Source organism: Streptomyces sp. NPDC002386 (assembly GCF_053593175.1).
In genome coordinates this window covers 290,588-314,376 of record NZ_JBSFBX010000002.1, presented here as the reverse complement: position 1 = coordinate 314,376, position 23,789 = coordinate 290,588, and the positions used below count along the sequence as shown (strand labels likewise).

Sequence of the window (23,789 nt, the reverse complement as noted above, 5' to 3'; positions counted from 1 at the left end):
GGTGCTGGCTGTAGGGCGATCCACAGGGGAGGGACGATGCCCGGAACCGTGCTGCTGCTCGCGGCCTCGCCGCTGGGCCGGGGGCGTCTGGTGGACGCGGCCGGTGTGCTGCCCGTCCTCGCCGCGGTCGCCCCCGCGGTGCTGTCCGGCACCGACACCGCGAACGTGGTCGAACTCGCCGACCCGCTCGAGCCGCAGGCCGTCCTCACCCGGCTGCGCGCCGCCGCGGCCGCGCCCGGACCGCTCACCGTGTACCTCACCGGCCAGCTCCATCTGGACCGGCGCCAGCGCCGGCCGCATCTCGCGCTGGCCCGCACCACCCCGGCGACCGTCCGCTACACGGCCCTGCCGTGGGCGTGGATCCGGGAGGAGCTGAGGCTGCGTTCCGCGGCCGACACCGCGCTCGTGGTCGATCTGCACGCGGACGCGGAGACCTGGCGGTACCTGGCCGAGCAGCCGCTGGACTCCGGGCGCACGACGGCGGTCTACGGCCGCGTCGCGCCCCCGGCCCGGGGACGCGGCCCGGCCGAGCCGGTGTACATGAAGGCGGTGGCGACCCTGCTGCGCAGCGGGCACCGGCCGCCGCTGGGCGAGCTGCACCAGCACGCCCTGGCCCGGGCCGCCGAGCAGGGCGCGGGAGGGGACCTGGTGCTCTCCGGTCCCGGGGGCTTCGCGCAACGGCCCGCCCCCCAGCCCGTGGTGCCCCGCCCGTACCCGCCGGACGCCGTGGTGACCGCGCCGGCCGCGCCCGGCGATCCGCACGCGGCCATCAGCGAAGCCGTCCGGGCGGGCCGGCACGCCGAGGCCGACGCGCTCGCCGCGCGGCAGGAGGAGGCCGCCGTGCGCGCCTTCGGTCCCGCCTCCGGGGAGGCCCTGCACTGGGCCGAGGTCCGGGCGGACCTCGCCATGTTCGCGGGGGACCCGGCGCGGAGCTGCCGGGCCTGGCTGGCGGTGGCCGGGGTGCGGCTGGCGGCCGGTCAGGCACCGGACACGCCCGCCGTGGAGGCGGCCGTGGACCGGGCCCACCACCAGTGGGGGAGCATCAAGGACACGGCGCGGGCCCGTGAACTCGGGCCCGCGCTCGCGGAGCTGAGGCTGCGGGTGCCGGGCCGCCGCCGGGGCGCGCTGGAGAACGTCCAGCGGCACCTGCGGCAGCTCCAGGCGGGATGACGCCGCTCAGCTGGTGAAGATGTAGTACTTCCAGGCGCCGTGCGTCGTGGAGTTGACGTTGTCACCCGACGAGAAGTTGTAGTACGAGGAGCGGACACGTGTCCGCCAGCCGGTGCTGTGCGTACCGGTCAGGTGGACCCGGGAGACCCCGTCGGTGTCCAGCGCGAAGTACTGGGCGCCGACGCGCTGCCACCGGCCGTCGGCGTACACGTCGATCTCCAGGCGCTGCTTGCGGCCCCGGTAGTACGTCATGTCCGTGGTGAACAGCGGGTCCTTGGACTTGTGGAAGTAGTAGAAGGTGTGTCCGTAGGTGTACTTGGTCTTGTAGTGACCGCTCACCGACGTCGACACCTTGACCTCGGCGCCGGCCGTGCTCGACACCGACCGCGGCCCGTAGTGGGAGTCGCCCGCGAACTTCGCCGTGACCTTGGTGTCGCGCTTCATGTCGACGACGGCGGACAGGTTGCCGTGGGAGTCGACCGTGCCGCTCCTCACCAGCTTGTTCGGCTTGTCCGCGCCGTACGGGTCGGCCCAGATCTCCACCGTGCGGTTCTTGTACGTCGAACCCAGGTGCGCCGTGAACTTCACGTCCTCGCCGTACGCGTACACCTTGCCGTTGTTGTCGACCGACAGGCTCGGCGTGGCGCGGGAGACCTCGACGCTGTCCGAGGCGGTGGCGGAGGTGTGGGTGCCGTCGCCGGCGTACGTCACCGTGTACCTGACCTTGGAGCCGGCCGTCGGGGTGTCGGTGAAGGAGAACGTGCCGCCGGTGCCGAGGGCCTTGGTGCCGAGGGACTTGCCGTTGGGCGAGTCCAGGTCGGTGCGGGTCACCTGGAGCGGGGTGCCGGCGGGCAGGGCGAGCCCGGCGGTCAGCTTGCCGGTGACGGTGAGCGGCTTGGCCCGGGTGGCGCTCGACGGGGCGTTCACCGTCAGCACCGGCGCGTACTTGCGGGGCTCGTCGACCCGGTGCAGCCGGGTGGAGGTGTCGTGGCCCGTCTGCACGAACAGCTCGCCGCCGTCCGGCGTCCAGCCGATGGAGTGCCCGCCGCCCGGCATCCAGGCCGGTGACAGGTTGCGGACGCTCGGCGTGCCGTCGGCGCCGCCGGTGAAGACGTAGGTGTCGCCCTTGTCGTCGGTGTCGAGGACGGTCGCCGCGACCGTGCCGTCGGGGGCGATGCCGACCGCCTGCGGGCTGTCCGGGAGCGGGTAGGTGCGCACCTCGGACAGGTCGGAGAGGCGGTACTCGGTCAGCGCCCTGGTGCCGGGACCGGCCACCACGACGTCCTGGCCGTCCGGGGTGAGGGCCGCGTCCGCGTAGGAGCCGCCCTTCTCGGCCGACACCTTGATCACCGGGGTTCCGGAGGAGATGTCGTAGACCACGATCGGGCCTGAGCTGATGTGCGCGTCGAGCGCCAGCAGGGTGCCCGGGTTGTCGGGGTCGGCGTAGATCTCGGGCGGGCTGGAGAAGTCGTGGCCGCCGTCGAGACCGAGGGTGACCGTCGGGGTCCCGGCGGTCAGGTCGACCACGCCGAGCCCGGAGTCCCACTGGTCGCCGTAGCCGAACCAGAGCCGGCCGTCGGCGTAGGCCAGCCGGGAGGGGGCGCTCTTGTCGCCGGTCGGGTACTCCGTCGTCTGCCGGAGGGTGCCGGTGTCGATCGCGACGATCTTGTCCGCCTCGGGGACCGCCGCGTAGAGGGTGGCGCCGTCCGGGCTCAGCTCCAGGTCCTTGACCTGGCCGAGGCCGGTGAGGGTGCCGACGACCTGCCCCGAGTAGTCGGTGACGACGATCTGGTTCTCGTAGCTGTCGCTGAGGAAGACCTGCTGGTGGAGGCCGTCGACCACGGTGTCTTCGACGTTCCAGACCGGTATGGACCGGTCGGTGTCGGCGTAGGACGGCGCGGCGAGCGCCATCGAGCCGATCATGGCCGCCAGGGCGGCGGCCGCGGGAAGGGTGCGCATACGCACGCTGATTCGAACCCCCCGGAACGAATGAGGAGATGGGAGGCCACGTGGCACGGCTGGTGTGGGGGGCCCTGTGTGCCGGGCGTGGCGAGTGAGCGAAGAGTAGGTCACGCCGGCGGTGAAAGCGCTGGTGGCCCCGGCTTCTTTGCCTCGGGGATACCAGCTCTACCAGGTGAAACCCGGCTGAACCGGCATGCATGCGTCGGTCTTGCCGCCGTTCAGCACCGCGGCGGACTCGGGTGCCTTGGCCGGGGCCGCGGACTTCGGGTAGGTGCCGCCCGTGCGCCAGTCGGCGCCCACGGTCAGTGTGACGCCCGTGACGTCGGGGGACGTGCGCACCTGGGTCAGCGGGATGCCCAGGGCCTTGGCCACGGCCTGGGCGTCACCCTCAAGACGGTGGCTCGGGTACAGGACGGTGGTGGTGGTCCCCGTCGCGGGGGTGGTGTCCGCGGCGGCCTTGGTGAACCCCTTGTCCCGCAGGGCCCGGACGACGGCGTCGCCCCGCCGGAGCACGGGGGCCTTCGTGCCGGTGCCGGTGCCGTTGCGGACCCGCACGGCGAGGGCGCCGGCCGGGGCGGCGGGGTCGTCCGACACCTGCTCGGTGAGCTGTCGCCCGGCCTTGCCGTCGAGCGGGGTGTCGGTGCGGACCATGGCGATGAGCTGGCCCGCGTCCTCGGTGGCGGGCACCAGCCGGTTGCGGTCCTGGGACCACTGCACCGTGGGCAGCGTCGTCATCGTGATCCGCTCGGTGGGGACCTTCTGCAACTCGGTGGACAGGTCGTACAGCTTCCTGACCGTGCCGAGGCCCTCGTCGACGGTGAGCGCCTTCGTCGCGGTCTCCGCGAGCCGGCGCATCTCGGTGGGGTTGTCCAGGGTCGCGTTCTCGCGGAGCTGGCGGACCATCGCGTTCATGTACATGTGCTGGGCGTGGGTGCGGCCGATGTCGGTGCCGTCCTCGAAGCCGTAGCGGGTGCGCAGCCACTGCAGGGCCTGCTTGCCCTTGACGTACGTGGTGCCCGCCTTCAGCTTGAGGCCCGAGCCGTGCCCCTCGGAGGTGTGCGACCAGACGTTCTGCTTGACGCAGACCGGTACGCCGCCGATGGCGTCCGCCATCGAGACCACGCCGGAGAAGTCGACCATCATGAAGTGGTCGATGTGGATGCCGGTGAGTTTCTCCCAGGTGGCGACGGTGCAGCCCGGGCCGCCGCGGCCCAGCGACTCGTTGGCCATGGCCAGGTCGAGCGCGCCGTACACCTTGCCGCCGTCGGGGTCGGTGCACCGGGGGATCGGGATCATCGTGTCGCGCGGCAGGCTGACGACGGACATGTTGCCGCGGTCGGCCGAGACGTGCAGCAGCATCTGCACGTCCGCGAGCGGCGGGCGGCCCACGTCGGCCCTGGAGCCGCCGAGCTTCAGGTCCGCCGCCGTGTTCCGGCTGTCCGAGCCGAGCAGCAGGATGTTCAGCGGGGTCTGGCCCGCGGCGTTCGGGGCCGCCTTGGGCGGCGTGGAGTCGCCGAGGTTCAGCCTGGCCTTGGTGATGTTGGCGTTGAGGTGCTCGTAGTAGAGGTATCCGGCGCCCGCGCCGCCGAACATGAGGGCCGCCAGGGTGAAGGCCGACCAGCGCAGTATCCGGCGCCCGCGACGGGGTCTGCCGGATGTGTCGTCGTCCCCGTGGCCGTCGTCGTGCCGGCCGCGGCCGGCCGGCCGCGGCTGTGCGTCCAGCGTCATTCTCTGCCTTCCCACCCCGACGACGGCGCCTGCCGCGTCTCCGGCTGCACCGGATCGCACACATTATCGGCGTGACGCGATCAGATGGGGTGAGTGGTGAGATATGCCACTCCCGTACAACCTTCGAAAGGGTTGACGAACTCGGTCGGACTCACCAGTAGTTCGGAACGTGAGGGTCCGTCAGGGATGGGCCGGGCCCACGGCCGGCGGGGCCGGTGCGGCGTCGGCGGCCCGGGCCGGCCCGGCGTTGGCCACCGTGACCAGCGCCGCCACGGCGAGCACGGCCGCGGCCACGCCCCTGGCGGTGGACCTCCGGCCGCCCGGACGCAGCCTGGCGGGGGTCGGTGCGCCGGGATGTCCGTAGGGTTCGGATGTGCTTCCGGGCACGGCGACCTCGCAACGACAGCGGCCTGTTAAGCATGCTTAATCCGCCGTTTAACCTAGAGGCTGTCGGACGCGAACGGCAAGGCCTGCCAGGCGAGTTGGGGTGACGGGAAATGCCGGAACGGGACGATCCGCAGGTCGTGGGGCGGCGCGTACAACAGCTGCGCACCGAACGGGGCCTGACACAGCGGCAGTTGGCCGAGCCGGCCTACACACCCGCCTACATCTCCACCCTGGAGGCGGGCCGGGTCCGCGCCTCCGACGAGGCGCTGCGGCACATCGCCGGCCGGCTCGGGGTCGCCTTCGAGGAGCTGGCCGTCGGCCGCCCCGCCCATCTGGCCACCGCCCTCCGGCTGCGGCTCGCCGAGGCCCAGCGCGCCCTGGCCGACGGCGACTGCGAGGAGGCGGCCGCCCAGTACACCGGGCTGCTCGCCGAGGCGGAGGCCCACGGGCTGCTCGCCGAGCAGGCCACCGCGCTGCTCGGGCTCGGTGAGACCGCGTTGCAGTCGGGCGAGCTGGGCCGGGCCCGCGAGCACTTCGAGCGGGCCGAGGAGCGCCTGGCCGGGGAGTCGCTGCCCGCCCGGGTGCCGGCCGTCCGCGGCCGGGCCGTCTCCCACTACCTCGCCGGTGAACTCCGCTACGCCGTCTACCTCCTGGAGTCCGCCCTCGACGAGCTGAACCGGGGCGGGCTGCACGACCCGGACGCCCTGCTGCTCCTCTACGCCGGCGTCATCGGCCCGTACATGGACATGGGCGCCCACGCCCGCGCCGCCCAGGCGGCCGAGTTCGCCCTCGCGCTCGCCCCGCAGGTCGCCGACCCGGCGCTGATCGCCCGGATGCACCGCACGGTGGCCCGCACGCTGCTCGCCGAGGGCCGTCTCGCCGAGGCCGACGCCTCCCTGGCCAAGGCCGCCGAACTGAACCGGCAGCTCCAGCTCCGCACCGAACTCGCCAACTGCCACTGGATGCGTGGCTACGTCTGCGCCCAGAACGGCGAACTGGACCGCGCGGAGGCCGAGTTGCGGCAAGCACTCGCCATGCTCTCGCAGACCCGGGCGGCCCTCTACCACAGCCAGGCCGCGGTCGAGCTGGCCGACGTCCTGCACCGGCGGGGCAGGTCGGCGGAGGCGGCCGAGCTGCTGAACGGGGTCCTCGGGGACTTCTCCTCCGAGCGCGGCGCCGTCCACGCGGCCGCCGCGCACCGCCTCCTCGGCATCATCGCCGAGGACGCCCGCGACACCGAGGCGGCCGAGGAGCACTACGTCCGCGCGCTCAGCCTGCTGGAACGGGCCGGTGCGGCCGGCGACCTGGCCGACCTGTGCCGCCTGCTGGGCGACCTGCTGCGCCGCACCGGCCGGGTGGAAGCGGCCCTCGACGCCTACCGCACCGGCCTGGGCCACCGCACCGCCCCCGGCACCACCACCCTCGGCCCGGCCCCGGCCCAGCCTCCGCTGTGACGAGGGGCCGACCGGGTGGCGCGGTCCCGGTCGCGTTCGTCTTCGTGCCGGGTTCGGCGCCGTCGTCCGCGTCGCGGCCGTCTCCGGGCCGGGCTCGACGCGGTTCCGGTGCGGTCGCGCTCCGCCCCGCCCCGCCCCGCCCCGCTTCGGATCGGTCATGCGATGCCCGCCTGTGGGGAGTTGGAACGGTCCGGTTCCGACAGCCGTCCGGCTGAGCCGGTGAACGTCCTCCCGTGCCTGGGCACCGGCCTGGTTCGGCGCCGGTTCCGGACGGCTTCCGGCGTCCGGGAGGGGCGGTCGCCGTCCTCGTCGTGGCCGTCCCGGCCGCTCAGACCTCGGCGCGGCCCTGCTTGCGGATGTCCGCGAGGCGCAGGGCGCCGATCTGGACGGCCGCCTGGGTCGCCTCGTTCGGTACGTCGCCCAGGCCGCCGTTGGTGAGCGCGAAGGAGTCCTCCCCGACGCGGACGGCGGCCACGTCCATCGTGAGGACGACGTCCTGGCCGTCGGACGTCGTGGTGTACAGGGTGAGCCGCAGGCCCTGGCGCGCGTCGCCGACCTCCGGCAGCGGAGCCTCCTGCACCTGGACGTCCTCCACCAGACCGTTCTCCGTGGTGGCGGTGAAGCGGGCGCACCGGGCCGGCATGGTGCGCAGCCAGGCCAGGGCGGCGTCGACGTCGGCCGGGCGGCGCGCGCCGATCTGGTAGCGGAGCTGGGCGTCGGTGTCGGCGTCGTCCAGACCGACGGCGACCCGGCCGGGGGCGCCGAGGAGTTCGTCGGCGTAGAGCGCGTCGAGCAGGCGCTGGCACTCCGCGGTCCGGGAGCTCGCCTTCAGCAGGCCGTCGCGCCAGGTGGCCGCCCCGCGCGTCGCCGCCCAGGGGGCGCCGAGGTCGTTCTGGGTGAGGAGCGCGGCCCGGGCCTGGTCGTCGGTGAGCAGGCCGCCGTCGCCGCCGGACGCCTTCGGCGTGGGCGAGGCCGCGTCGATGGTGGGCAGCGGCTGCTCGGCGGTGGGCGGGTGCTCCAGGCCGAGGGCGGCGCAGCCGGTGAGGGTGAGGAGGCCAGCCGCGAGAGCGGCGAGCGGGAGGGCACGGGGGCGTATCGCGGCGGTCATCGGGGGGCCTCCTGTGCGGGCCGGTGGTGGTGCCACCTCTCACGCCACCACCGCCCGCACCGGCCCACCAGCGCTCCGGGCCGTCCGGGTGAGGCACCGGACCGGCGGAACGGGGAGCGCCGTGTCCCCCCCCCCCCCCCCCGGGCGGCGTTCGGCTCCGGGGCCGCTGCCGGCCCGCCGGGGCGGGGGCCGGGCTCGTGCTCCTCGGGCGCGGGCCCGGCTCCTCGGCTCTCCTGGCGCCACCGGGAGGGTCCGAGCACTGGGCGAACGCCCGGCAGCCCTGCGGACGCCCGCCTGACGTTCCCGCCGTTCGGCAGCCGGTCGCTCCGGGGGCGTTCGATCCCGGGGTCGCCGGTCGTCCGTCGAGTCGGGGCGGGGTCGGTCCCGGGCCGCTCGGGCGAGCAGTCGGCTTCGCGACGCTTTTGACCGGGGCCGTCCGCCGGGCCACGGGCCCGGTCCGAGCGCTGGGCGGGCGTCCCGCGGTTCTCAGGACGGTCCCCGCCGGTCGGGCAGCCGGTCGCTCCAGGACGTGCCGTTTCCGGGGCGGTCACCGCGGGGCCGGGGAGAGGGGGCGGTCGTAGGCTGAGGGGGTCTTCGTGGGGAGTCCCCCGGGGCGGGTGGTGGAAGGAGTCCGTCGTGGCCGGGCAGTCCGGTATTCCTGTGATCATCGACTGTGACACCGGCGTCGACGACGCCCTGGCCCTGCTGTTCGCCGTACGGCACCCCGGGCTCGATCTTCGGGCCGTCACCTGCGTGGCCGGGAACACGGACGTGGACGGGGTGGTCCGCAACACCCTGACCGTGCTGGAGCGGGCCGGTGCCCCCGACATCCCGGTGGCGCGGGGCGCCGAGCGCCCGCTGATCGAGCCGGCCCGCTCCGCCCGGCACGTGCACGGCTCGGACGGCATGGGCGACCTGGGTCTGCCCGCGCCCACCCGCGCCCCGGCCGACGTGGACGCCGTGACCCTGCTGCGCCGGGAGATCCTGGCCTCCCCCCGCCCGGTCACCCTCGTGCCCACGGCCCCGCTCACCAACATCGCCCTGCTGCTGCGCACCCACCCCGAGGTGACCCGCAACATCGAGCGGATCGTGTTCATGGGCGGCGCGGTCGCCACCGGGAACGCCACGCCGGTGGCGGAGTTCAACGTCTGGCACGACCCCGAGGCGGCGGCCGTGCTGCTCACCGCCGGGGTGCCGATCACGATGTACGGGCTGGACGTCTTCATGCGGGTCGTCGTGCCGGGCACCGATGTGCACCGGCTGCGCGGCAGCGCCGACCCGGGCACCCGGCTGGCCGGGGAGCTCCTCGCCCACCGGCCCACCGCGCAGGGCGGGGCGCCGGAGGCCGAGGAGGCGGGCGGACTCGGTGACGCGGGCGCGGTGTGCGCGGTCGCCGATCCGGCGGGCATCACCACCCGGCGCCTGCCGGTCGAGGTCTGTCTCGCTCCCGGCCCGGCCCGCGGCCAGACGCTCGTCGACCGCCGTCCCCGCCCCGGCGAGTCCGAGATCCACGAGGGCGCCCGCGAACAGGCGCTGGTGGACGTGGCGTTGGAGGTGGACGTGGACCGGTTCGTGAAGCTCTACCTGGAGACCGTCGAGGGGTCCCGGGACCCGGCGGGATGAGCCGCGGGGCAGGACACGGACCCGGGGTCAGTCGGACGTCGCCGGGATCCTCGCGGCCCAGCGCTCCTCCACCCGCGCCAGCCGCCAGTACGCCAGCGCCGCCGCCCACACGGCCACGAACAGCCCGACGATGACGTAGCCGACGCTGTCCAGGTCCAGCCCGGCGATCCAGCCGGTCACGGCGTCGCCCAGGCCGAACTTCTCGTGCAGGACACCGACCAGCTCGATGGTGCCGATGAAGAAGGCCACGGCGATGGACAGCCCGGTGATCGTGAGGTTGTAGAACACCTTGCGCACCGGGTTGGAGAACGCCCACTGGTAGGCGAAGTTCATGAACGTGCCGTCGAGGGTGTCGAACAGGCTCATCCCGGCGGCGAAGAGCAGCGGCAGGCACAGCACCGCGTACCAGGGCAGCCCGGCCGCCGCGCCCGAACCGGCCATCACCATCAGCGTGACCTCGGTGGCCGTGTCGAAGCCGAGCCCGAACAGGAAGCCCAGCGGGAACATCTGGCCCGGCCGGGACACCGACCTGGTCAGCCGCCCCAGCACGCGGTTCATGAACCCTCTTGAGTCCAGGTGCTGTTCCAGCTCCCGCTCGTCGTACGTGCCGGAGCGCATCGCCCGGAACACCCGCAGGATGCCCGCCAGCGCGACCAGGTTGAGCGCGGCGATCAGGTAGAGGAAGGTGCCGGAGATCGTCGTGCCCATGAAGCCGAGCACCTGGTGGGTGCGCGAGTGCTCGTCCATGACCCGGCCGGCCAGCCGGGTGCCGCCCGCGATCAGCAGGGCCAGCACCACCACCACGCTGGAGTGGCCGAGCGCGAACCAGAAGCCCACCGACACCGGCCGCCTGCCGTCGGCCATCAGCTTGCGGGTGGTGTTGTCGATCGCCGCGATGTGGTCGGCGTCGAAGGCGTGCCGCATGCCGAGGGTGTAGGCGGTGACGCCGAGCCCGACGCCGAAGACGTCCTGCCCGACCCTGTAGTGCCCGGGGGCGACGAGCAGGAACAGCACCCCGAAGGCGACGACGTGCAGGGCGGCGATCACCGCCAGCAGCCCCGCCGTCCTGATCGTGTCCTCGCGTCGCCATCGGAAGGCAGCGGCATCGGCCATCGGATTCACGCTCCAGCACCTCGTGGATCATCTCGTGAGCTGCCGTGGCCGGTCTCCTGGCTTACGGGGTGGTGCGTTCGCCGTCCCTGCCTTCCCAGCCGTGGACACGGCCAGTGGCCCGGCGGACGCCGGACGGGACGGGAACTCCCCGATCACAGTGGCGAGGGCCGCGTCGGCATGGACCCCTGAGGGGCCGTCACCGACTTCCCGAGCACCACGGCCCGCCCACCGTAGGCAGGTGGACGTCCGTCCGCATAGCCGGCGCCGGTGCGCGTACTCAAGATCACACATGACACGGCCCCCGCCGCTCGCGGGCCTTTGCGGCCGGCGCGAGCGGCGGGGGCCGCGGGGTGCGTGCGGGGCGGCCGGTCAGCCCCGGGCGCCCCGCCTGCGGCGCGCGAGGAGCACGAACGCGGCGCCGCCGGCGACCAGCACGGCGGCGGCGCCCGCGATCAGCCCGGAGTCGCCGCCGCCACCGGTCTCCGCGAGGTCGCCGCCGTCGTCACCGCCACCGTCCGGCGTGGGGGCCGAACCGGCCCGGGACTCGGAGGCGGACGGGGCCGGCGCGGACTGCGAGGAGGCCGGGGACGGCGCGGCGGACGACTCCGAGGCGCTCGGCGCTGGCGGCGCCGACTCCTCGGCGGGGGCGCTCGGCGACGGGGACTGCGGCTCCTCCGGGGTGCCGGAGCAGTCCTTCGTGCCGCCGTTCCAGGCGGCGATCAGCTTGTCCTTGATGACCGGGTGGTCCGGGCCCTTGGGCAGGTCGCCGTGCTCGAAGCCGTCGTTCGCGTCGGTCCTGCCGTCGAACCTGACGGCGCCCCGGTAGAGGTCGATCTGCGCGAAGCAGCCCGCGTCCGGCACCGCGATGTCGAGGGAGTCGGTCTCGCCCGGCTTGACGGCCACCGTGTCGAAGTCGACGAAGACCTGCTCGCCGGAGGTGGCGAAGGTGGCACCGTGGGCGAGGTAGGAGGCGAGCGAGGCCGTGCAGCCGGCGGCGTCCCCCGCGGTGCGGACCCGCACGTGGACCTTGCCGTCCTCGGTCGGCCGGAGATTCTGGTCGTCCACCTTGACCGAGTCGAAGAAGTTCACGCCGTCCAGCGAGAACTGGCAGCGGTCGGTGCCGGTCTCGGTGCCCGCGCCGGTGCCGGGCGCGTAGTGGCCGCCGGTCTTCCAGCCGTCACCGCCGTGCGTGCCGTGGGCCCAGGCGCCGGAGGCGGCGGCGACCGAGGCGGCGCAGAGGGCGAGTGACGCGGCGCCCGTCCCCAGCAGGCGGCGCGCGGTGACACGTCTGGCTATGGACATGGATATCCCATCGCAGAAGCTCGAGTGAGCGAAGAAGTCAGAAGAGACACGCGGCCCATTGGTCACATGCGCCACAGTGTGAGGCCATGGTGATCGGCCCCGTTGAAACCTGTCAACCTGCGTGAATACAGCGGTCGTTCATGGTGTCGTCACAACTTCATCACACGAGGAATGATCCGCTCCCCATCGTCCGAAGGTTCCCTTTCCGGGCAATGTGGACAGTCTCTGTACTGTCGTCCTTCCCGAAGGGAGCCCGTATGGCAGACCTCTCGTCCCGGAACCCCGACTGGTGGCGCCAGGCCGTCGTCTACCAGGTGTATCCGCGCAGCTTCGCCGACGCCGACGGTGACGGGCTCGGCGACCTCAGGGGGGTCACCCAGCGCCTGAACCACCTCGCCACGCTCGGCGTCGACGCCCTGTGGCTGAGCCCCTTCTACCCGTCGGAACTGGCCGACGGCGGCTACGACGTCGCCGACCCCCGGGACGTCGACCCCCGCCTCGGCACCCTGGACGACTTCGACGCCATGGTGGCCGAGGCACACCGGCTCGGTCTGAAGGTCGTCGTGGACATCGTCCCCAACCACACCTCGCACCAGCACCCCTGGTTCCAGGAGGCGCTGCGGGCCGGCCCCGGCTCCGCCGCGCGCGACCGCTACGTCTTCCGCCCCGGCCGCGGCGCGCACGGTGAACTGCCGCCCACGGACTGGCAGTCGGTGTTCGGCGGCAGCGCCTGGCGGCGGGCCGCGGACGGCGAGTGGTACCTGCACCTCTTCGCGCCCGAACAGCCCGACCTGAACTGGGAGAACGAGGAGGTCCGCGCCGACTTCCGCACCACCCTGCGCTTCTGGTCCGACCGGGGCGTCGACGGCTTCCGCGTCGACGTCGCGCACGGCCTCGCCAAGGACCTGGCCGAACCGCTGCGGGACATCGGCGGCATCGGCGCCACCGGAGAGGAGGCCCTGCTGCGCGTAGCACCCGGCAGCCACCCGTACTGGGACCGCGACGAGGTGCACGAGATCTACCGCGACTGGCGCAAGATCTTCGACGCCTACACCCCGCCCCGCACCGCGGTCGCCGAAGCCTGGGTCCCGGACGCCCGCCGCGCCCTGTACGCCCGCCCGGACGAACTGGGGCAGGCCTTCAACTTCGAGTATCTGCAGGCTCCCTGGGACGCGGACGAGCTGCGGGAGGTCATCACCGGCTCGCTCGCCACCGCCCGCACCGTCGGCGCCTCGGCCACCTGGGTGCTCTCCAACCACGACGTCGTACGGCACGCCTCCCGGCTGCTGCTGCCGCCCGGCACCGACGAGAACGCCTGGCTGCTCTCCGGCGGCAGGGCCCCCGCCGTCGACCCGGTGGCGGGCCTGCGCCGGGCCCGGGCCGCGACCCTGCTGATGCTGGCGCTGCCCGGCTCCGCGTACGTCTACCAGGGCGAGGAGCTCGGTCTGCCCGAGGTCGCCGACCTGCCCACCCAGGTGCTGCAGGACCCGATCTGGGAGCAGACCGGCCACATCCGCAAGGGCCGGGACGGCTGCCGGGTGCCGCTGCCGTGGACGCCGGACGGGCCGTCGTACGGCTTCGGGCCGGGGGCCGCCTGGCTGCCGCAGCCGGAGTCCTTCGCCGCCCGCGCCGTCGCGGCGCAGGCCGGTGCCGAGGGCTCCACCCTGGAGTTCTACCGCACCGCCCTGCGGCTGCGCCGGAAACTGCTGGAGGGCGAGACGCTGACCTGGACGCCCGGCGCCCCGGACGGTGTCCTCGACTTCGCCCGCACCGGGACCTGGCGCTGCGTCACCAACCTCACCGAGCGGCCCGTGGCGCTGCCGCCGGGCGAGGTGCTGCTCGCCAGCACCCCGCTCGCGGAGGCCGGATCGCTCCCGCCCGACACCACGGTGTGGCTCGGCTAGCCCACGGTCGGAGTGGGGGTGGGGGCCGGGGCGCCGCCGCCGGAGCCGCCGCCGTCGCCGGTGAGGCCGCCAAGGTTCAGCGGGGTGGACGTGGCGTTCGGCGGCGGGGTGAGCACCACCTCCGGCTGGCCCGCCGGCGGCGGGGGCGGGGTGAGGTTGTCGGAGGGCAGCTTCGGCGGGGTGGTCTGCTGGAAGATGGTCTGCTCGAAGTCGACCAGACCGGTCTTCTCCATCACCGTCATGTGGTCCAGCACGGTGTCGTTGGCCTGGTCGGCGAGGGCGCGGATCAGCGAGTTCTTCGTGGTGGAACGGATCTTCGCGATCGAGTTGAAGATCGAGCCGTGCGTCATCCGCAGGATGTTGGCGAAGTCGGTGTCGAACGACTTGCCGCTCTCCGCCTTGAGCTGGGTGACGAAGCCCTCCTGCTGGGGGCTCGCCACGTTGGGCAGCGTGATGTTCAGCATCGGCGCGATCTTGCGGCAGCTCGCGTCCAGCGCGGCGTGCCCGTCGACCAGGTGCTTGCTGGCCTCCAGGACGCCCTTCGAGGCGCCCTTCTGCAACCCGATCTGACCGAGCGGGTACTCCCAGAGACCGGCGGCCCGCACCCTGACCACGAAGTCCCGGTCGCCCTCGGTGAGCGGCCCCCACTGCGTCTGGGCGATGATCCTCGTCTGCGAGGTCGAGACGGTGTTCAGCCCGAGCATGCTCGGGTAGGCGAGCGCGCCGAGTGTCAGGGCCATCGCACCGCCCACGAAGAGAGTTCCCGTCGCGTTCCGCGAAAAGCGCACCGTGCCTCCTGCCCGGTCGTGGATCCCGCCCCCGACGACACGCGGGCAGTTCGTACGCACAGCAGTACGGACGGAAGCGCCGATCGTCTCTGTGGCGCGGGTAAAAACTGTCACCGGACCGCGGACGGGGTGCCCCGGCCCCGGTGATTGCCATCCGTTGGCGATCGATGGATGTACGTGACAGACGGTTGGGCGAAGGTTGACCCTTCGCCGGGAGAAGGCAGACCGGAGGCGGTCCTAGATTCGCCGCATGCCCCCACCGACGTCCCCGAGGACGCCCGCCGCGCTGCCCGTCCTGCCCTACCGCAAGCCCACCAGGGGCCGTGACTACTGGGTGCTGGACGACGTCCTCCCGGACCCCGGCGCCGTACGGGAGCGGTGCCTGGCGAAGGACGACTGGACCCGGGGTCACCCGTACACCGCGGAGACCTGGCCCGGACTGCGCGCCATGCCCGGCCTCGAACCCGGGGAACTCGCCTGCGTCGAGCGGGTGGTGAGGAAGGCGACCGGGGCCGGGAAGCTGTGGGTGCAGCGGGCGCCCGGCGGCGGCACCCTGAACCACAACTGCGTACAGGTCGTCGGCGAGGGCGAGAGCGAGCCGCGCCCGCACACCGACTCGCGCGCGCTGTGCCGGTACGCGGCCGTGCTGTACCTCAACCCGGGTGTGCCCGCGGACTGCGGCACCAGCTTCTACCGCCAGTCCCTGCCCGGCGGCCGGCTCGGCGGCAACGTGGTCCAGGCTCCGCACGACAACCTCGTGGAGGCGCTCGGCACCCGCTTCGTCGCCGCCGACGCCTTCGCGGAGGACGTCCGCGTCCCGCACCGGTACAACCGGCTCCTCCTCTACAACGCCAACCTGGTGCACAGCGCGACGGGTTACACCGGCCGGGAGCAGGCGGAGAAGCGGATGACGGCGGTCTTCTTCTGGATGGCCTGAGCCGGTCGTCCGCCGGGTGACGCGCCGGCCACCCGGCGGGGGCGGGGCCGGCGCGCTCTGGCAGCGTTGGTCCCATGGCGCACTCGGAGACGGACACCGGCCACGGCCCCGACCCCTACCTCGAGCACCGGCGGACGCTGTTCGCGACGGCGTACCGGATGCTGGGCAGTGTGGCGGACGCGGAGGACGTCCTGCAGGACACCTGGCTGAGCTGGCACCGCGCGGACCGCTCGGAGGTCCGGGACCCCCGCGCCTACCTGGTCCGCACCGTCACCAACCACTGCCTGAACCGGCTCACCTCGGCCCGGGCGCGCCGCGAGCGGTACGTCGGCCCCTGGCTGCCCGAGCCCCTGCTGACCTCCCCCGACGTGCAGGAGGAGGCGGAACTCGCGGACAGCGTCTCGACGGCCGTGCTGGTGGTCCTGGAGACACTGACCCCGGTGGAGCGCGCGGTGTTCGTCCTGCGCGAGGTCTTCGGCTTCGCGCACGCGGAGATCGCGGGGTTCCTGGACCGCCCCGAACCCACGGTCCGCCAGATCGCCCGCCGGGCCCGCGAGCACGTCCGGTCCCGCCGCGCCCGGTACGACACCGACCCCGAGCGGCGGGCCACGGTCACCGCCCGGTTCATCGAGGCGTGCGCGGGCGGCGACCTGAACGCGGTGCTGGAGCTCCTCGCCCCGGACGTCACCTGCTGGTCCGACGGCGGCGGCAAGGTCTCCGCGGCCCGGCGGCCGCTGCACGGGGCGGACCACGTGGGCCGGTTCGTCCTGGGCGTGCTGCGCAAGCCCAGGATGGCGGGCGTGGCCGTACGCCTCGTGCCAGTCAACGGCGAACTCGGCATCCTGCTCACCCACGGCGAGGAGCCGGTGGGCGCCGTGACCTACGACCTGGTCGACGACCGCATCGAGACCCTCCGTGTGCAGCTGAACCCGGACAAACTGCGCGGGCTGCGGAGCTGAGCCGCCCGGCGCCGGGCGGTGCCGCCGGACGGCCGGTGCGGGCGCCGGCCTCCCGCCGGCTCACGACGGCCGGCACGAGTGCGTAACGCGGTCCTACCCCCATCGCGTGTAAAGGGTGACGTCCGACCACGAAGGGACACACGGTGAGGGAAGCACCCGCGGACTACCTGGAGTTCGCAATCGCCCGCAGCGGTCCGCTGTTCCGGACCGCGTGCCTGCTCACGGGCGACTGGCACCTCGCCGAGGACCTGGTGCAGGAGACCCTCGCCAAGATGTTCCGTTCCTGGCGGCGGGTCAGCCGCGCGGGCTCGCCGGTCGCCTATGCCGACACCGTGCTGGTGCGGACCTTCCTCTCCCAGCGCCGGCGTCGCAGCTCCACCGAGCGTCCCAGCGACCGGCTGCCGGACGCCGCCGGTCCGGCGCGGGACGACGAACTGCGGATGGCCCTGCTGGACGGCCTGGCCCGGATGACGGCCAGGGACCGGGCCGTGCTGGTGCTGCGCTACTGGGAGGACCGCTCGGTGGACGACACCGCGCAGGTCCTGCGGACGACCCCCGGAGCCGTCCGGGCGCACAGCATGCGCGCCCTGCAACGGCTGCGCACCCTCCTCGGCGACCAGTTGGCCGACCTGACCGCCTGACGGGCCGGGCGCCGCCCCCGACCACCCTCCCCGACGAACGGAGAGCCTCTTCCCATGCCACGCGACGAGCACCGCACCGACGAGTTCGAGGAACGGGTGGCCCGCGCCATGAGCGGCGCGACCGACGGGTTCCCGCCGCACTCGGCCGACCTGGTGACCCGCTCCATCGCCCGGGGCCGCAGGATGCGCCTGTTCGGCGTCGCCCGCGTCGCCGCCGCGGCCGTCGCGGTGGCCGCCGTGGGCGGCACCCTGATGGCCACGGACGCCTTCGGCACCAGGAGCGCCACGGACGGCCGGCTCGGCGGCGTCCCGGCGAGCGGCCCCGCGTCCTCCGGCCGGTCCCCCTCCGGCGGTCACCCACCGGTCAGCGGCGACGACATGCTCCGCACGCTGAAGAGCCTGCTGCCACCCGGCGGTACGGTCTCCGAGGCCTCCGGCCGGGGTTCCCGGTCGGACGGCTCCGACGTCTGGCCGAGCGCCCGGCTCACCTACTCCACCGCCGCCGGATCCTCCGGCATCGACCTCACCGTCGCGCGGCTCGCGTCCGGCCTTCCCGCCGACGATCAGGGCTCGGGCGGGTGCCTGCCGGTGGAGGCGCGCCCGTACGACGAGTGCACCACCCGCAGGCTCCCCGGCGGTGCCGTGCTCGACACCACGAAGTCCTTCACCTATCCGAGCAGCGACACCGGGCAGAAGCGCTGGTACGTGGTCCTGACGACCGCCGACGGGGCGCAGCTCACGGTCCAGGAGTTCGGCGGTGGCGGCGAGAAGGGAGCCGGCGGCGGAGCCGACCCCCTGCTCTCCACCGCGCAGCTCACGGCGATCGTGCGCAGCCCGGCCTGGAAGGAGGCGATCGACGCCCTGCCGGTCCCGGAGACCGCTCCGGGCGGGCCGGCCCGCACCGGTCGTGCCTCCGGAGCCCGCCTGACCAGGGTTCTCGAGTCGCACCTGCCCCACGGCACCGTCTCCCACGTGAACAGCGGCGCCGGCCTGGTCCAGTTGGTCCACGACGACGGTCACGGCCGGAACATGGTGGAGGTCGACGTCCAGTACGACGCGACCGCCCTGCTCTCCGGCCACATGGGCTGTGCCGGAGACTCCGGCGACTGCGAGGCCAGGACCCTGTCCGACGGCACCCGGATCAAGCGGGTCAGGACCCGTTCGGAGAAGGGCGGTCCCGCTCAGGTCTGGCTGGTCGACACCCTGCGCCCGGACGGCCGCCGGGTGGCGGTGCGCGAGGTCAACTCCTACGCCGAGAGCACCCCGGTGACGCGCCCCCGGCCGGAACTGAGCCTGGACCGGCTGCAGGAGATCGCGCTCGACGAGGGCTTCTTCGCGGACTGACGGGCCGGTGCGCGAGGATGGGCCCGTGGAAGAACTCATGGGGGAGGGAGCCGTCCGCGAGCGGCTCGGGGACCGGTCCGTCCGGACGGCCGGGCGGCTGGCCGGCGGGGCGTTGCTGGCGGCCGGGGCCGCCTGGACGGTGCGGGGGGCGTGGGAGATCAGGCTGGCCGTGGCGGGGGAGCCCGCTTCGGGGCCGCCGGACCAGGGGGAGGGGGTGCACCGGCCGCTCAACGGTCTCGAGGACTCGTACCACCTCGTGACCTCGCTGGGCGGTGGCGTCGCCTTCGTGTGCGCGCTGCTGTTCCTGGCCTGGCTGTGGCGGGTGCGGGACAACGCGCGAGTGCTGTCGGGACGGGCGCCGAAGTACCTCGGGATCTGGGTGTACCTCGGGTGGATCGTGCCCGTCGTGAACCTCTGGTTCCCGCGCGGGATCGTCGCGGACGCCTTCCGGGCCACCGCCCCGGAGCGGAAGCTGCCCGTCTCGGTGAACGTGTGGTGGGTGCTCTGGCTGATCGGCATGTTCGGCGGGGTCGGGCTGGTGTCGCGCGACTCCACGGACGAGATCATCGCGCGGGCCTACGAGGAGGTGTGGCCGCTGCTCGGCGCCGACGCCGCCGTGGTGGGGGCCGCCGTGGCCGGGGCGTTCGCCGTACGCGCCGTCACCGCCGCCCAGGTGGAGCGGATCCGCGGGGTCCGCGGCCCGGGGGCGTCGGCGGAATCCGTGGGCGTCGCCGGCGGATGACGGGGCACCCGCTCCGCGGGCCCCGGACCCCGTGCCGCCGTGCGGGTGGTGAGGTTGCGGTGGGGCGGGGAGGATTTCCCGTGTGAGTGTCATCGCCATCGTCGGGGCCGGCCCCGGGCTCGGGGCCGCCGTCGCTCGCCGGTTCGGGCGGGAGGGCTACGCCGTCGCGCTCGTCGCGCGGGATCCGGGGCGGCTGGACGACCTGGTCCGTGAGCTGGCCGCCGACGCGGTCACCGCCCGCGGCTTCGCCGCCGACGTGCGCCGGCCGGAGGAGCTGGCGGCGGCGCTGAGGGACGCGGGCGGCGCCCTCGGCACTGTGGAGGTGCTCCAGTACAGCCCGGTGCCGCACCGGGACTTCATGCGGCCGGTGCTGGAGACCCGGCACCGGGATCTGCTCGGGCCGATCGAGTTCTCGGTGTACGGGCCGGTCGCGGCGGTGCAGCAGGTGCTGCCGGGCATGCGGGAGCTGGGCCGCGGGACCATCCTCTTCGTCAACGGCGGTACCGCCGCCGTGCCCCATCCCGAGCGGGCCGGCACCTCCATCGCGTTCGCCGCGGAGAGCGCGTACGGGCATCTGCTGCACGACCGGCTGGCCGGCGAGGGCATCCACGTGGCCCAGCTCGTCATCCCGGGGTCCATCACGCCCGGGCACGTGCGCAAGGACCCGGCCGTGCTGGCGGACACCCTGTGGGCCATGCACCGCGACCGGCGCGGATTCCGGCACTACGCCGACGACCTCGACGCCTGAAACCGCAGGCGGGCGGGGGTCCCGGGTGCTGCCCTGCATGAAGAGCATTTGTGGGCCAATATGGTGATGTTGGCCGCATTGCTCTCTTCGAGGGGGCCTCAATGGCTGTGGAAATCCCTTCGCTCATCAAGCCGTCCCGGCTCCGAAGCCGGGGAGGGCTGCTGGGCGAGTGCCTGGCGGAGTTCCTGGGGACCTTCGTCCTCATCTCCTTCGGCTGCGGTGTGGTCGCGATGGCGGTCGCCGCACTGCCCGGATCGGGCCGTGCCGCCACCCCGACGACGATCTTCCTGGCGGCCGGCGACTGGCTGCTGATCACCTGGGGCTGGGCGATGGCCGTCGTCTTCGGCGTCTACGTCGCCGGCGGCGTCAGCGGCGCCCACATCAACCCGGCGGTGACGCTGGCCATGGCCGTGCGCCGCGGGTTCCCCTGGGTCAAGGTGCTGCCGTACTGGTTCTCGCAGATCGTGGGCGCGTTCGCGGGCGCGGCCCTGGTCTACCTCGTCTACCACCAGGCGATCAACGCCTTCGACGCGGCGGTGCCGGGACCGAAGGTGAACGGGCACACCAACGCCACGTTCTCGATCTTCGCGACCTTCCCGGCCCCGTACTTCCACGGCGGCATCTGGGGGCCGCTGATCGACCAGATCGTGGGCACGGCCTTCCTGCTGATGCTGATCGCCGCCGTCCTGGACGTCCGCAACCAGGCCGTGAAGGCCAACCTCGCACCGCTGGTCGTGGGTTTCGTCGTCGCCGCGATCGGCATGTCCTACGGCGCGAACGCGGGCTACGCCATCAACCCGGCCCGCGACTTCGGGCCACGGCTGTTCACCTGGGCGGCGGGCTGGGACAGTCTGGCCTTCCCCGGCAGTGTGGCCGGCTCGTTCAGTGCGTACTGGTGGATCCCGATCGTCGGGCCGCTGGTCGGCGCCGTGATCGGCATCCTGGTCTACGACCTGTTCATCGGCGACGTGCTGGTGGTGCGCGGCGAGTTGGGCGAGCTGCCCGAGCCGGGCCGCGGCCGGCCCGTGCGCGAGGAGGACTTCTAGGCGCAGCCCCGTCCACAGGCTGTGGACCTGCGCCCGCCCTCGTCCCTCACCACCCGGTCAGCAGCAGGTGGTTCAGGAGCAGGGCGAGCGCCGTCTGCGCGGCGAGCCAGGCCCGGGGACACGGGAGGTACGCGCACGCCGGGAGCAGCCACACCGCGAACGGCAGCCAGATCCGCTCGGTCTCGGCCTTGCTCATCCCCGACAGGTCGGCGGCCAGCAGGGCGAGGAGAGCGGCGCCGACGAGGACCGCCGGGCGGACGGCGGCGGGGGACGCACGGCGGGTGAGGGCGGCGGCGGTCCGGCGCAGGCCCGCCGCCGTCGCGAGGCCCGCGATCAGCACGGTGCAGGCCAGGTTGGCCCACACCCAGTAGCCGTAGGGCCGGGTGCCGCCGACGCCCTGGTGGTAACGGGTCACCAGCAGCCGGTACGCCGTCCACCAGTCGAACCCGGCGAGCGTGAACACCAGCGGTACGACGGCCAGTCCGGCGAGCAGGGCCGCGAGCAGGGCGGGACGCCGGCGGACCCCGTCGCGGGCCGTCCACAGCACCGCCGCGCCGGGCAGGGCGATGAGCGTGAGCCCGTACGACAGGTAGCAGGTCAGGCCGAACAGCAGGCCGGAGGCGGCGGCCCAGGGCAGGGAGCGCCGGGTGACGGCCAGGGCCAGCAGGGCCACCGCCCAGGCCGCGACCGCCGCGAACCAGCCGTCCGCCGAGGTGCCGGTCCAGACCGCGGCCGGGGCCAGCACCAGGAAGGGCGCCGCACGCCGGGCGAACGTCTCCCCGGCCAGCGCCCGTACGGCGACCAGGACGGCCACGCAGGCCGTGGCGCCGGTGAGCACGCACCACAGCCCGGCCCAGCCGCCCCCGCGCAGCCCGGCCCGGTCGAGGAGCACGAAGGTGAGCGTGGCGCCGGGCGGGTGGCCGGCGACATGGGCCGGCCAGGGGGCGGGTGTCCCGGCCACGATGTGGTGGGTGAAGTCGCTCAGGGCGGCCGGGACGTCGTGGAAGCGGCCGATGACCCGGAGGTACTCCTCGCGGGTGGTCAGGCGGCCCGCGACGCCCCGGTGCCAGCCGTCGACGAGGGCGAGGGAGAGGATCCAGGCCGTCGCCGCCGCCCAGGCCGCCGCGAGCAGGGCCCGCCAGGGCAGGCGGCCGGCGAGCGACGGCCCGTACGCCACCCCGGCCGCGGCGAGCAGCACGGCGGCCGGGGTACCGGGGCCCAGGTGCGGGTCCCACTCGGCCAGCAGGGGCGGCCAGTGCACGAACAGGGTGTGGCGGGTGGACTGGATGTGGCGGCCGGTCAGCACGGCGGCCGTCACCAGCAGGGCGGCGGCCCCGGCGGCGTACAGGTCACGGCGGAGGCCGCGCCGGGCGTCATGGCCGGCCGGCCCGGGATCGCGGCCGGCGGCGCGGCGGAGGGAGCGGGTCACGTCGGCACGTTAGGCCGCACGGACGTGCCAAAGCCGTCGCACCGGGCGGACGTCAGCGTTTCGTCACCGGTCGCGGGCCCTTCTCCGGGCCCCTCCCGGCCTACCGTCGGCACATGCGCGACCATCCCCGGCTTCCCACCGCCCCCGGTTTCTGGCGCAGCCCCCTGCGCGGGCCCGGGTTCACCTCGGTGCTCGGCCTCGTGCTGCTCGCCGGCATCACGGTGCTGTTCGTGACCGGCCTGGTGTCCTACGCCGCCTACAACCCGGACCTGTCCCCGGTGAACGACACCACGCCGGACAAGGGCGTCCTCGGTTTCTACCTCTTCGCCTGGCCGGCCGGGCCGGTGTGGCTGTACCGGTTCACCCAGGGCCTCCACGTCACCCTCGGCATCACCCTCGTCCCGGTCCTGCTGGCCAAGCTGTGGTCGGTGGTGCCGCGGCTGTTCACCCTGCCGCCGGCCCGTTCCCTCGCGCACGCGCTGGAGCGGGTCTCCCTGCTGCTGCTCGTCGGCGGCGGCCTGTTCGAGTTCACCACCGGGGTGCTCAACATCCAGCTCGCCTACGTCTTCCCGGGCTCCTTCTACCCGCTGCACTTCTACGGCGCCTGGGTGTTCTTCGCCGCGTTCGTGGCGCACGCCGTGCTGAAGGCGCCGGCCGCCGTGCGCACCGTACGGCGGCGCCTGCGAAGGGAGCCGGAGAGCGACCTCGTCGCTCCGCGCCCCGACCCGCCCACCGTCTCCCGGCGCGGGGCGCTGTGGCTGGTCGGCGGCGGCTCGCTGCTGCTGTTCCTGACCACGGTGGGGCAGAGCCTGGGCGGCCCGTTCCGGCGCACCGCGCTGCTCGCGCCGCACGGCGGGCCCGACCCGGGCGGCGGCCCGAACGGCTTCCAGATCAACAAGACGGCCGCGTACGCCGGGATCGACACGGCGGAGACCGGCGAGGAGGCGTGGCGGCTCGTCGTCACCGGGCGGACCGGCACGGTGCGCCTCAGCCGTGCCGAGCTGCTGCGCCTGCCCCAGCACAGCTCGTCGCTGCCCATCGCCTGCGTGGAGGGCTGGTCGACCGCCGACCAGTGGTGGCGCGGGGTGCGGCTGCGCGACCTCGCGGCGCTCGTCGGGTACGACGGCGAGGTGCCGGACGTGTTCGTGGAGTCCCTGCAGCGGCACGGCGCCTTCCGGCGTGCGGCCCTGCGCGCCAACCAGGTGGCCGACGGCCGCTCCCTGCTCGCCCTGTCCGTCAACGGCGAGGACCTGTCCATGGACCACGGCCACCCGGCGCGGGTCATCGTGCCCGCGGCGCCCGGTGTGCTCAACACCAAATGGGTGGCCCGGCTGACGTTCGGAGACCTGTGATGCGGCGCCGTCCTGCGGTCGGAAGCCCGTTCCAGCTGCTGCTGCTCGCCTG

Annotated in this window: 19 protein-coding genes and 1 riboswitch; of the genes, 12 read left to right on the top strand and 7 right to left on the bottom strand. The window is 73.9% G+C overall.

Annotated elements, in window-relative coordinates; all coding sequences use genetic code 11:
* Window positions 1–36 precede the first annotated feature (36 nt).
* On the top strand, window positions 37–1,170 hold the full coding sequence (locus ACWCPN_RS05585; RefSeq protein WP_451202594.1) for a hypothetical protein: 1,134 nt from the start codon (window positions 37–39) through the stop codon (window positions 1,168–1,170).
* A 6-nt stretch (window positions 1,171–1,176) separates the two neighbouring features.
* Here the strand turns inward: ACWCPN_RS05585 and ACWCPN_RS05580 are convergent, their stop codons facing one another.
* A complete protein-coding gene (locus tag ACWCPN_RS05580) occupies window positions 1,177–3,129 on the bottom strand; it encodes a WD40 repeat domain-containing protein (protein WP_451202593.1) in 1,953 nt (650 codons plus the stop codon).
* A gap of 168 nt (window positions 3,130–3,297) precedes the next feature.
* The gene (locus ACWCPN_RS05575) at window positions 3,298–4,860 is read right to left on the bottom strand and encodes an LCP family protein (protein WP_451202591.1); all 1,563 of its coding nucleotides are present in this window, start codon (window positions 4,858–4,860) and stop codon (window positions 3,298–3,300) included.
* 497 nt (window positions 4,861–5,357) lie between these two features.
* Between ACWCPN_RS05575 and ACWCPN_RS05570 the strand changes: the two genes are divergently transcribed.
* A complete protein-coding gene (locus ACWCPN_RS05570; RefSeq protein ID WP_451202589.1) occupies window positions 5,358–6,701 on the top strand; it encodes a tetratricopeptide repeat protein in 1,344 nt (447 codons plus the stop codon).
* Window positions 6,702–7,029: 328 nt separating this feature from the next.
* On the opposite strand, the gene ACWCPN_RS05565 is transcribed toward ACWCPN_RS05570, so the two are convergent.
* Complete coding sequence (locus ACWCPN_RS05565; protein WP_451202588.1) at window positions 7,030–7,809, bottom strand: hypothetical protein; 780 nt, start codon at window positions 7,807–7,809, stop codon at window positions 7,030–7,032.
* Window positions 7,810–8,445: 636 nt separating this feature from the next.
* Between ACWCPN_RS05565 and ACWCPN_RS05560 the strand changes: the two genes are divergently transcribed.
* Entirely contained in the window at window positions 8,446–9,432 is a 987-nt protein-coding gene (locus ACWCPN_RS05560; RefSeq protein ID WP_392292971.1) for a nucleoside hydrolase, read from the top strand.
* Between the two features lie 27 nt (window positions 9,433–9,459).
* On the opposite strand, the gene ACWCPN_RS05555 is transcribed toward ACWCPN_RS05560, so the two are convergent.
* The gene (locus tag ACWCPN_RS05555) at window positions 9,460–10,545 is read right to left on the bottom strand and encodes a HoxN/HupN/NixA family nickel/cobalt transporter (RefSeq protein WP_451202586.1); all 1,086 of its coding nucleotides are present in this window, start codon (window positions 10,543–10,545) and stop codon (window positions 9,460–9,462) included.
* Between the two features lie 29 nt (window positions 10,546–10,574).
* Window positions 10,575–10,779: riboswitch (cobalamin riboswitch) on the bottom strand.
* Window positions 10,780–10,914: 135 nt separating this feature from the next.
* Entirely contained in the window at window positions 10,915–11,847 is a 933-nt protein-coding gene (locus tag ACWCPN_RS05550) for an LAETG motif-containing sortase-dependent surface protein (RefSeq protein ID WP_451202584.1), read from the bottom strand.
* Window positions 11,848–12,104: 257 nt separating this feature from the next.
* Here ACWCPN_RS05550 and ACWCPN_RS05545 point away from each other — a divergent pair, with 257 nt between their 5' ends.
* The gene (locus ACWCPN_RS05545; protein WP_451202582.1) at window positions 12,105–13,751 is read left to right on the top strand and encodes a glycoside hydrolase family 13 protein; all 1,647 of its coding nucleotides are present in this window, start codon (window positions 12,105–12,107) and stop codon (window positions 13,749–13,751) included.
* On the opposite strand, the gene ACWCPN_RS05540 is transcribed toward ACWCPN_RS05545, so the two are convergent.
* Window positions 13,748–14,491, bottom strand: coding sequence for a DUF4142 domain-containing protein (locus ACWCPN_RS05540; protein ID WP_451202580.1), 744 nt, complete (start codon window positions 14,489–14,491; stop codon window positions 13,748–13,750). The genes ACWCPN_RS05545 and ACWCPN_RS05540 overlap by 4 nt on opposite strands.
* Before the next feature lie 298 nt (window positions 14,492–14,789).
* Here ACWCPN_RS05540 and ACWCPN_RS05535 point away from each other — a divergent pair, with 298 nt between their 5' ends.
* The 7 genes from ACWCPN_RS05535 to ACWCPN_RS05505 all read left to right on the top strand — a co-directional run bounded on the left by ACWCPN_RS05535 (window position 14,790) and on the right by ACWCPN_RS05505 (window position 20,956).
* Window positions 14,790–15,476: a DUF6445 family protein gene (locus ACWCPN_RS05535; RefSeq protein WP_451202578.1), complete on the top strand. Its 687-nt coding sequence runs from the start codon at window positions 14,790–14,792 to the stop codon at window positions 15,474–15,476.
* Between the two features lie 74 nt (window positions 15,477–15,550).
* Window positions 15,551–16,435, top strand: a complete 885-nt coding sequence (locus ACWCPN_RS05530) for an RNA polymerase sigma-70 factor (protein WP_451202576.1) — start codon at window positions 15,551–15,553, stop codon at window positions 16,433–16,435.
* A gap of 143 nt (window positions 16,436–16,578) precedes the next feature.
* Window positions 16,579–17,076 (top strand): SigE family RNA polymerase sigma factor, encoded by a 498-nt coding sequence (locus ACWCPN_RS05525; RefSeq protein ID WP_451202574.1) that lies wholly within the window; start codon window positions 16,579–16,581, stop codon window positions 17,074–17,076.
* Window positions 17,077–17,130: 54 nt separating this feature from the next.
* Window positions 17,131–18,420, top strand: a complete 1,290-nt coding sequence (locus ACWCPN_RS05520; protein ID WP_451202572.1) for a hypothetical protein — start codon at window positions 17,131–17,133, stop codon at window positions 18,418–18,420.
* A 37-nt stretch (window positions 18,421–18,457) separates the two neighbouring features.
* Window positions 18,458–19,162, top strand: a complete 705-nt coding sequence (locus ACWCPN_RS05515; RefSeq protein WP_451203028.1) for a DUF4328 domain-containing protein — start codon at window positions 18,458–18,460, stop codon at window positions 19,160–19,162.
* 82 nt (window positions 19,163–19,244) lie between these two features.
* Window positions 19,245–19,910, top strand: coding sequence for an SDR family NAD(P)-dependent oxidoreductase (locus ACWCPN_RS05510; RefSeq protein ID WP_365121656.1), 666 nt, complete (start codon window positions 19,245–19,247; stop codon window positions 19,908–19,910).
* 101 nt (window positions 19,911–20,011) lie between these two features.
* Window positions 20,012–20,956 carry an MIP/aquaporin family protein gene (locus ACWCPN_RS05505; RefSeq protein WP_392292963.1) on the top strand — a complete coding sequence of 315 codons (945 nt, stop codon included), beginning with the start codon at window positions 20,012–20,014 and terminating at the stop codon, window positions 20,954–20,956.
* A 46-nt stretch (window positions 20,957–21,002) separates the two neighbouring features.
* Here ACWCPN_RS05505 and ACWCPN_RS05500 read toward each other — a convergent pair whose 3' ends face one another.
* On the bottom strand, window positions 21,003–22,304 hold the full coding sequence (locus ACWCPN_RS05500) for a hypothetical protein (RefSeq protein WP_451203026.1): 1,302 nt from the start codon (window positions 22,302–22,304) through the stop codon (window positions 21,003–21,005).
* A gap of 194 nt (window positions 22,305–22,498) precedes the next feature.
* On the opposite strand from ACWCPN_RS05500, the gene ACWCPN_RS05495 reads away from it, so the two are divergent.
* Window positions 22,499–23,737, top strand: a complete 1,239-nt coding sequence (locus tag ACWCPN_RS05495) for a molybdopterin-dependent oxidoreductase (RefSeq protein WP_451202570.1) — start codon at window positions 22,499–22,501, stop codon at window positions 23,735–23,737.
* Window positions 23,738–23,789 lie beyond the last annotated feature (52 nt).

Bases quoted from the DNA above. Each gene is read 5' to 3' on its own strand.
- ACWCPN_RS05535 (WP_451202578.1), top strand. From the start codon at position 14,790: ATGCCCCCACCGACGTCCCCGAGGACGCCCGCCGCGCTGCCCGTCCTG.
- ACWCPN_RS05570 (WP_451202589.1), top strand. From the start codon at position 5,358: ATGCCGGAACGGGACGATCCGCAGGTCGTGGGGCGGCGCGTACAACAG.
- ACWCPN_RS05585 (WP_451202594.1), top strand. From the start codon at position 37: ATGCCCGGAACCGTGCTGCTGCTCGCGGCCTCGCCGCTGGGCCGGGGG.
- ACWCPN_RS05530 (WP_451202576.1), top strand. From the start codon at position 15,551: ATGGCGCACTCGGAGACGGACACCGGCCACGGCCCCGACCCCTACCTC.
- ACWCPN_RS05575 (WP_451202591.1), bottom strand. From the start codon at position 4,860: ATGACGCTGGACGCACAGCCGCGGCCGGCCGGCCGCGGCCGGCACGAC.
- ACWCPN_RS05495 (WP_451202570.1), top strand. From the start codon at position 22,499: ATGCGCGACCATCCCCGGCTTCCCACCGCCCCCGGTTTCTGGCGCAGC.
- ACWCPN_RS05540 (WP_451202580.1), bottom strand. From the start codon at position 14,491: ATGGCCCTGACACTCGGCGCGCTCGCCTACCCGAGCATGCTCGGGCTG.
- ACWCPN_RS05545 (WP_451202582.1), top strand. From the start codon at position 12,105: ATGGCAGACCTCTCGTCCCGGAACCCCGACTGGTGGCGCCAGGCCGTC.
- ACWCPN_RS05505 (WP_392292963.1), top strand. From the start codon at position 20,012: ATGGCTGTGGAAATCCCTTCGCTCATCAAGCCGTCCCGGCTCCGAAGC.
- ACWCPN_RS05520 (WP_451202572.1), top strand. From the start codon at position 17,131: ATGCCACGCGACGAGCACCGCACCGACGAGTTCGAGGAACGGGTGGCC.
- ACWCPN_RS05565 (WP_451202588.1), bottom strand. From the start codon at position 7,809: ATGACCGCCGCGATACGCCCCCGTGCCCTCCCGCTCGCCGCTCTCGCG.
- ACWCPN_RS05555 (WP_451202586.1), bottom strand. From the start codon at position 10,545: ATGGCCGATGCCGCTGCCTTCCGATGGCGACGCGAGGACACGATCAGG.
- ACWCPN_RS05515 (WP_451203028.1), top strand. From the start codon at position 18,458: ATGGGGGAGGGAGCCGTCCGCGAGCGGCTCGGGGACCGGTCCGTCCGG.
- ACWCPN_RS05550 (WP_451202584.1), bottom strand. From the start codon at position 11,847: ATGTCCATAGCCAGACGTGTCACCGCGCGCCGCCTGCTGGGGACGGGC.
- ACWCPN_RS05580 (WP_451202593.1), bottom strand. From the start codon at position 3,129: ATGCGCACCCTTCCCGCGGCCGCCGCCCTGGCGGCCATGATCGGCTCG.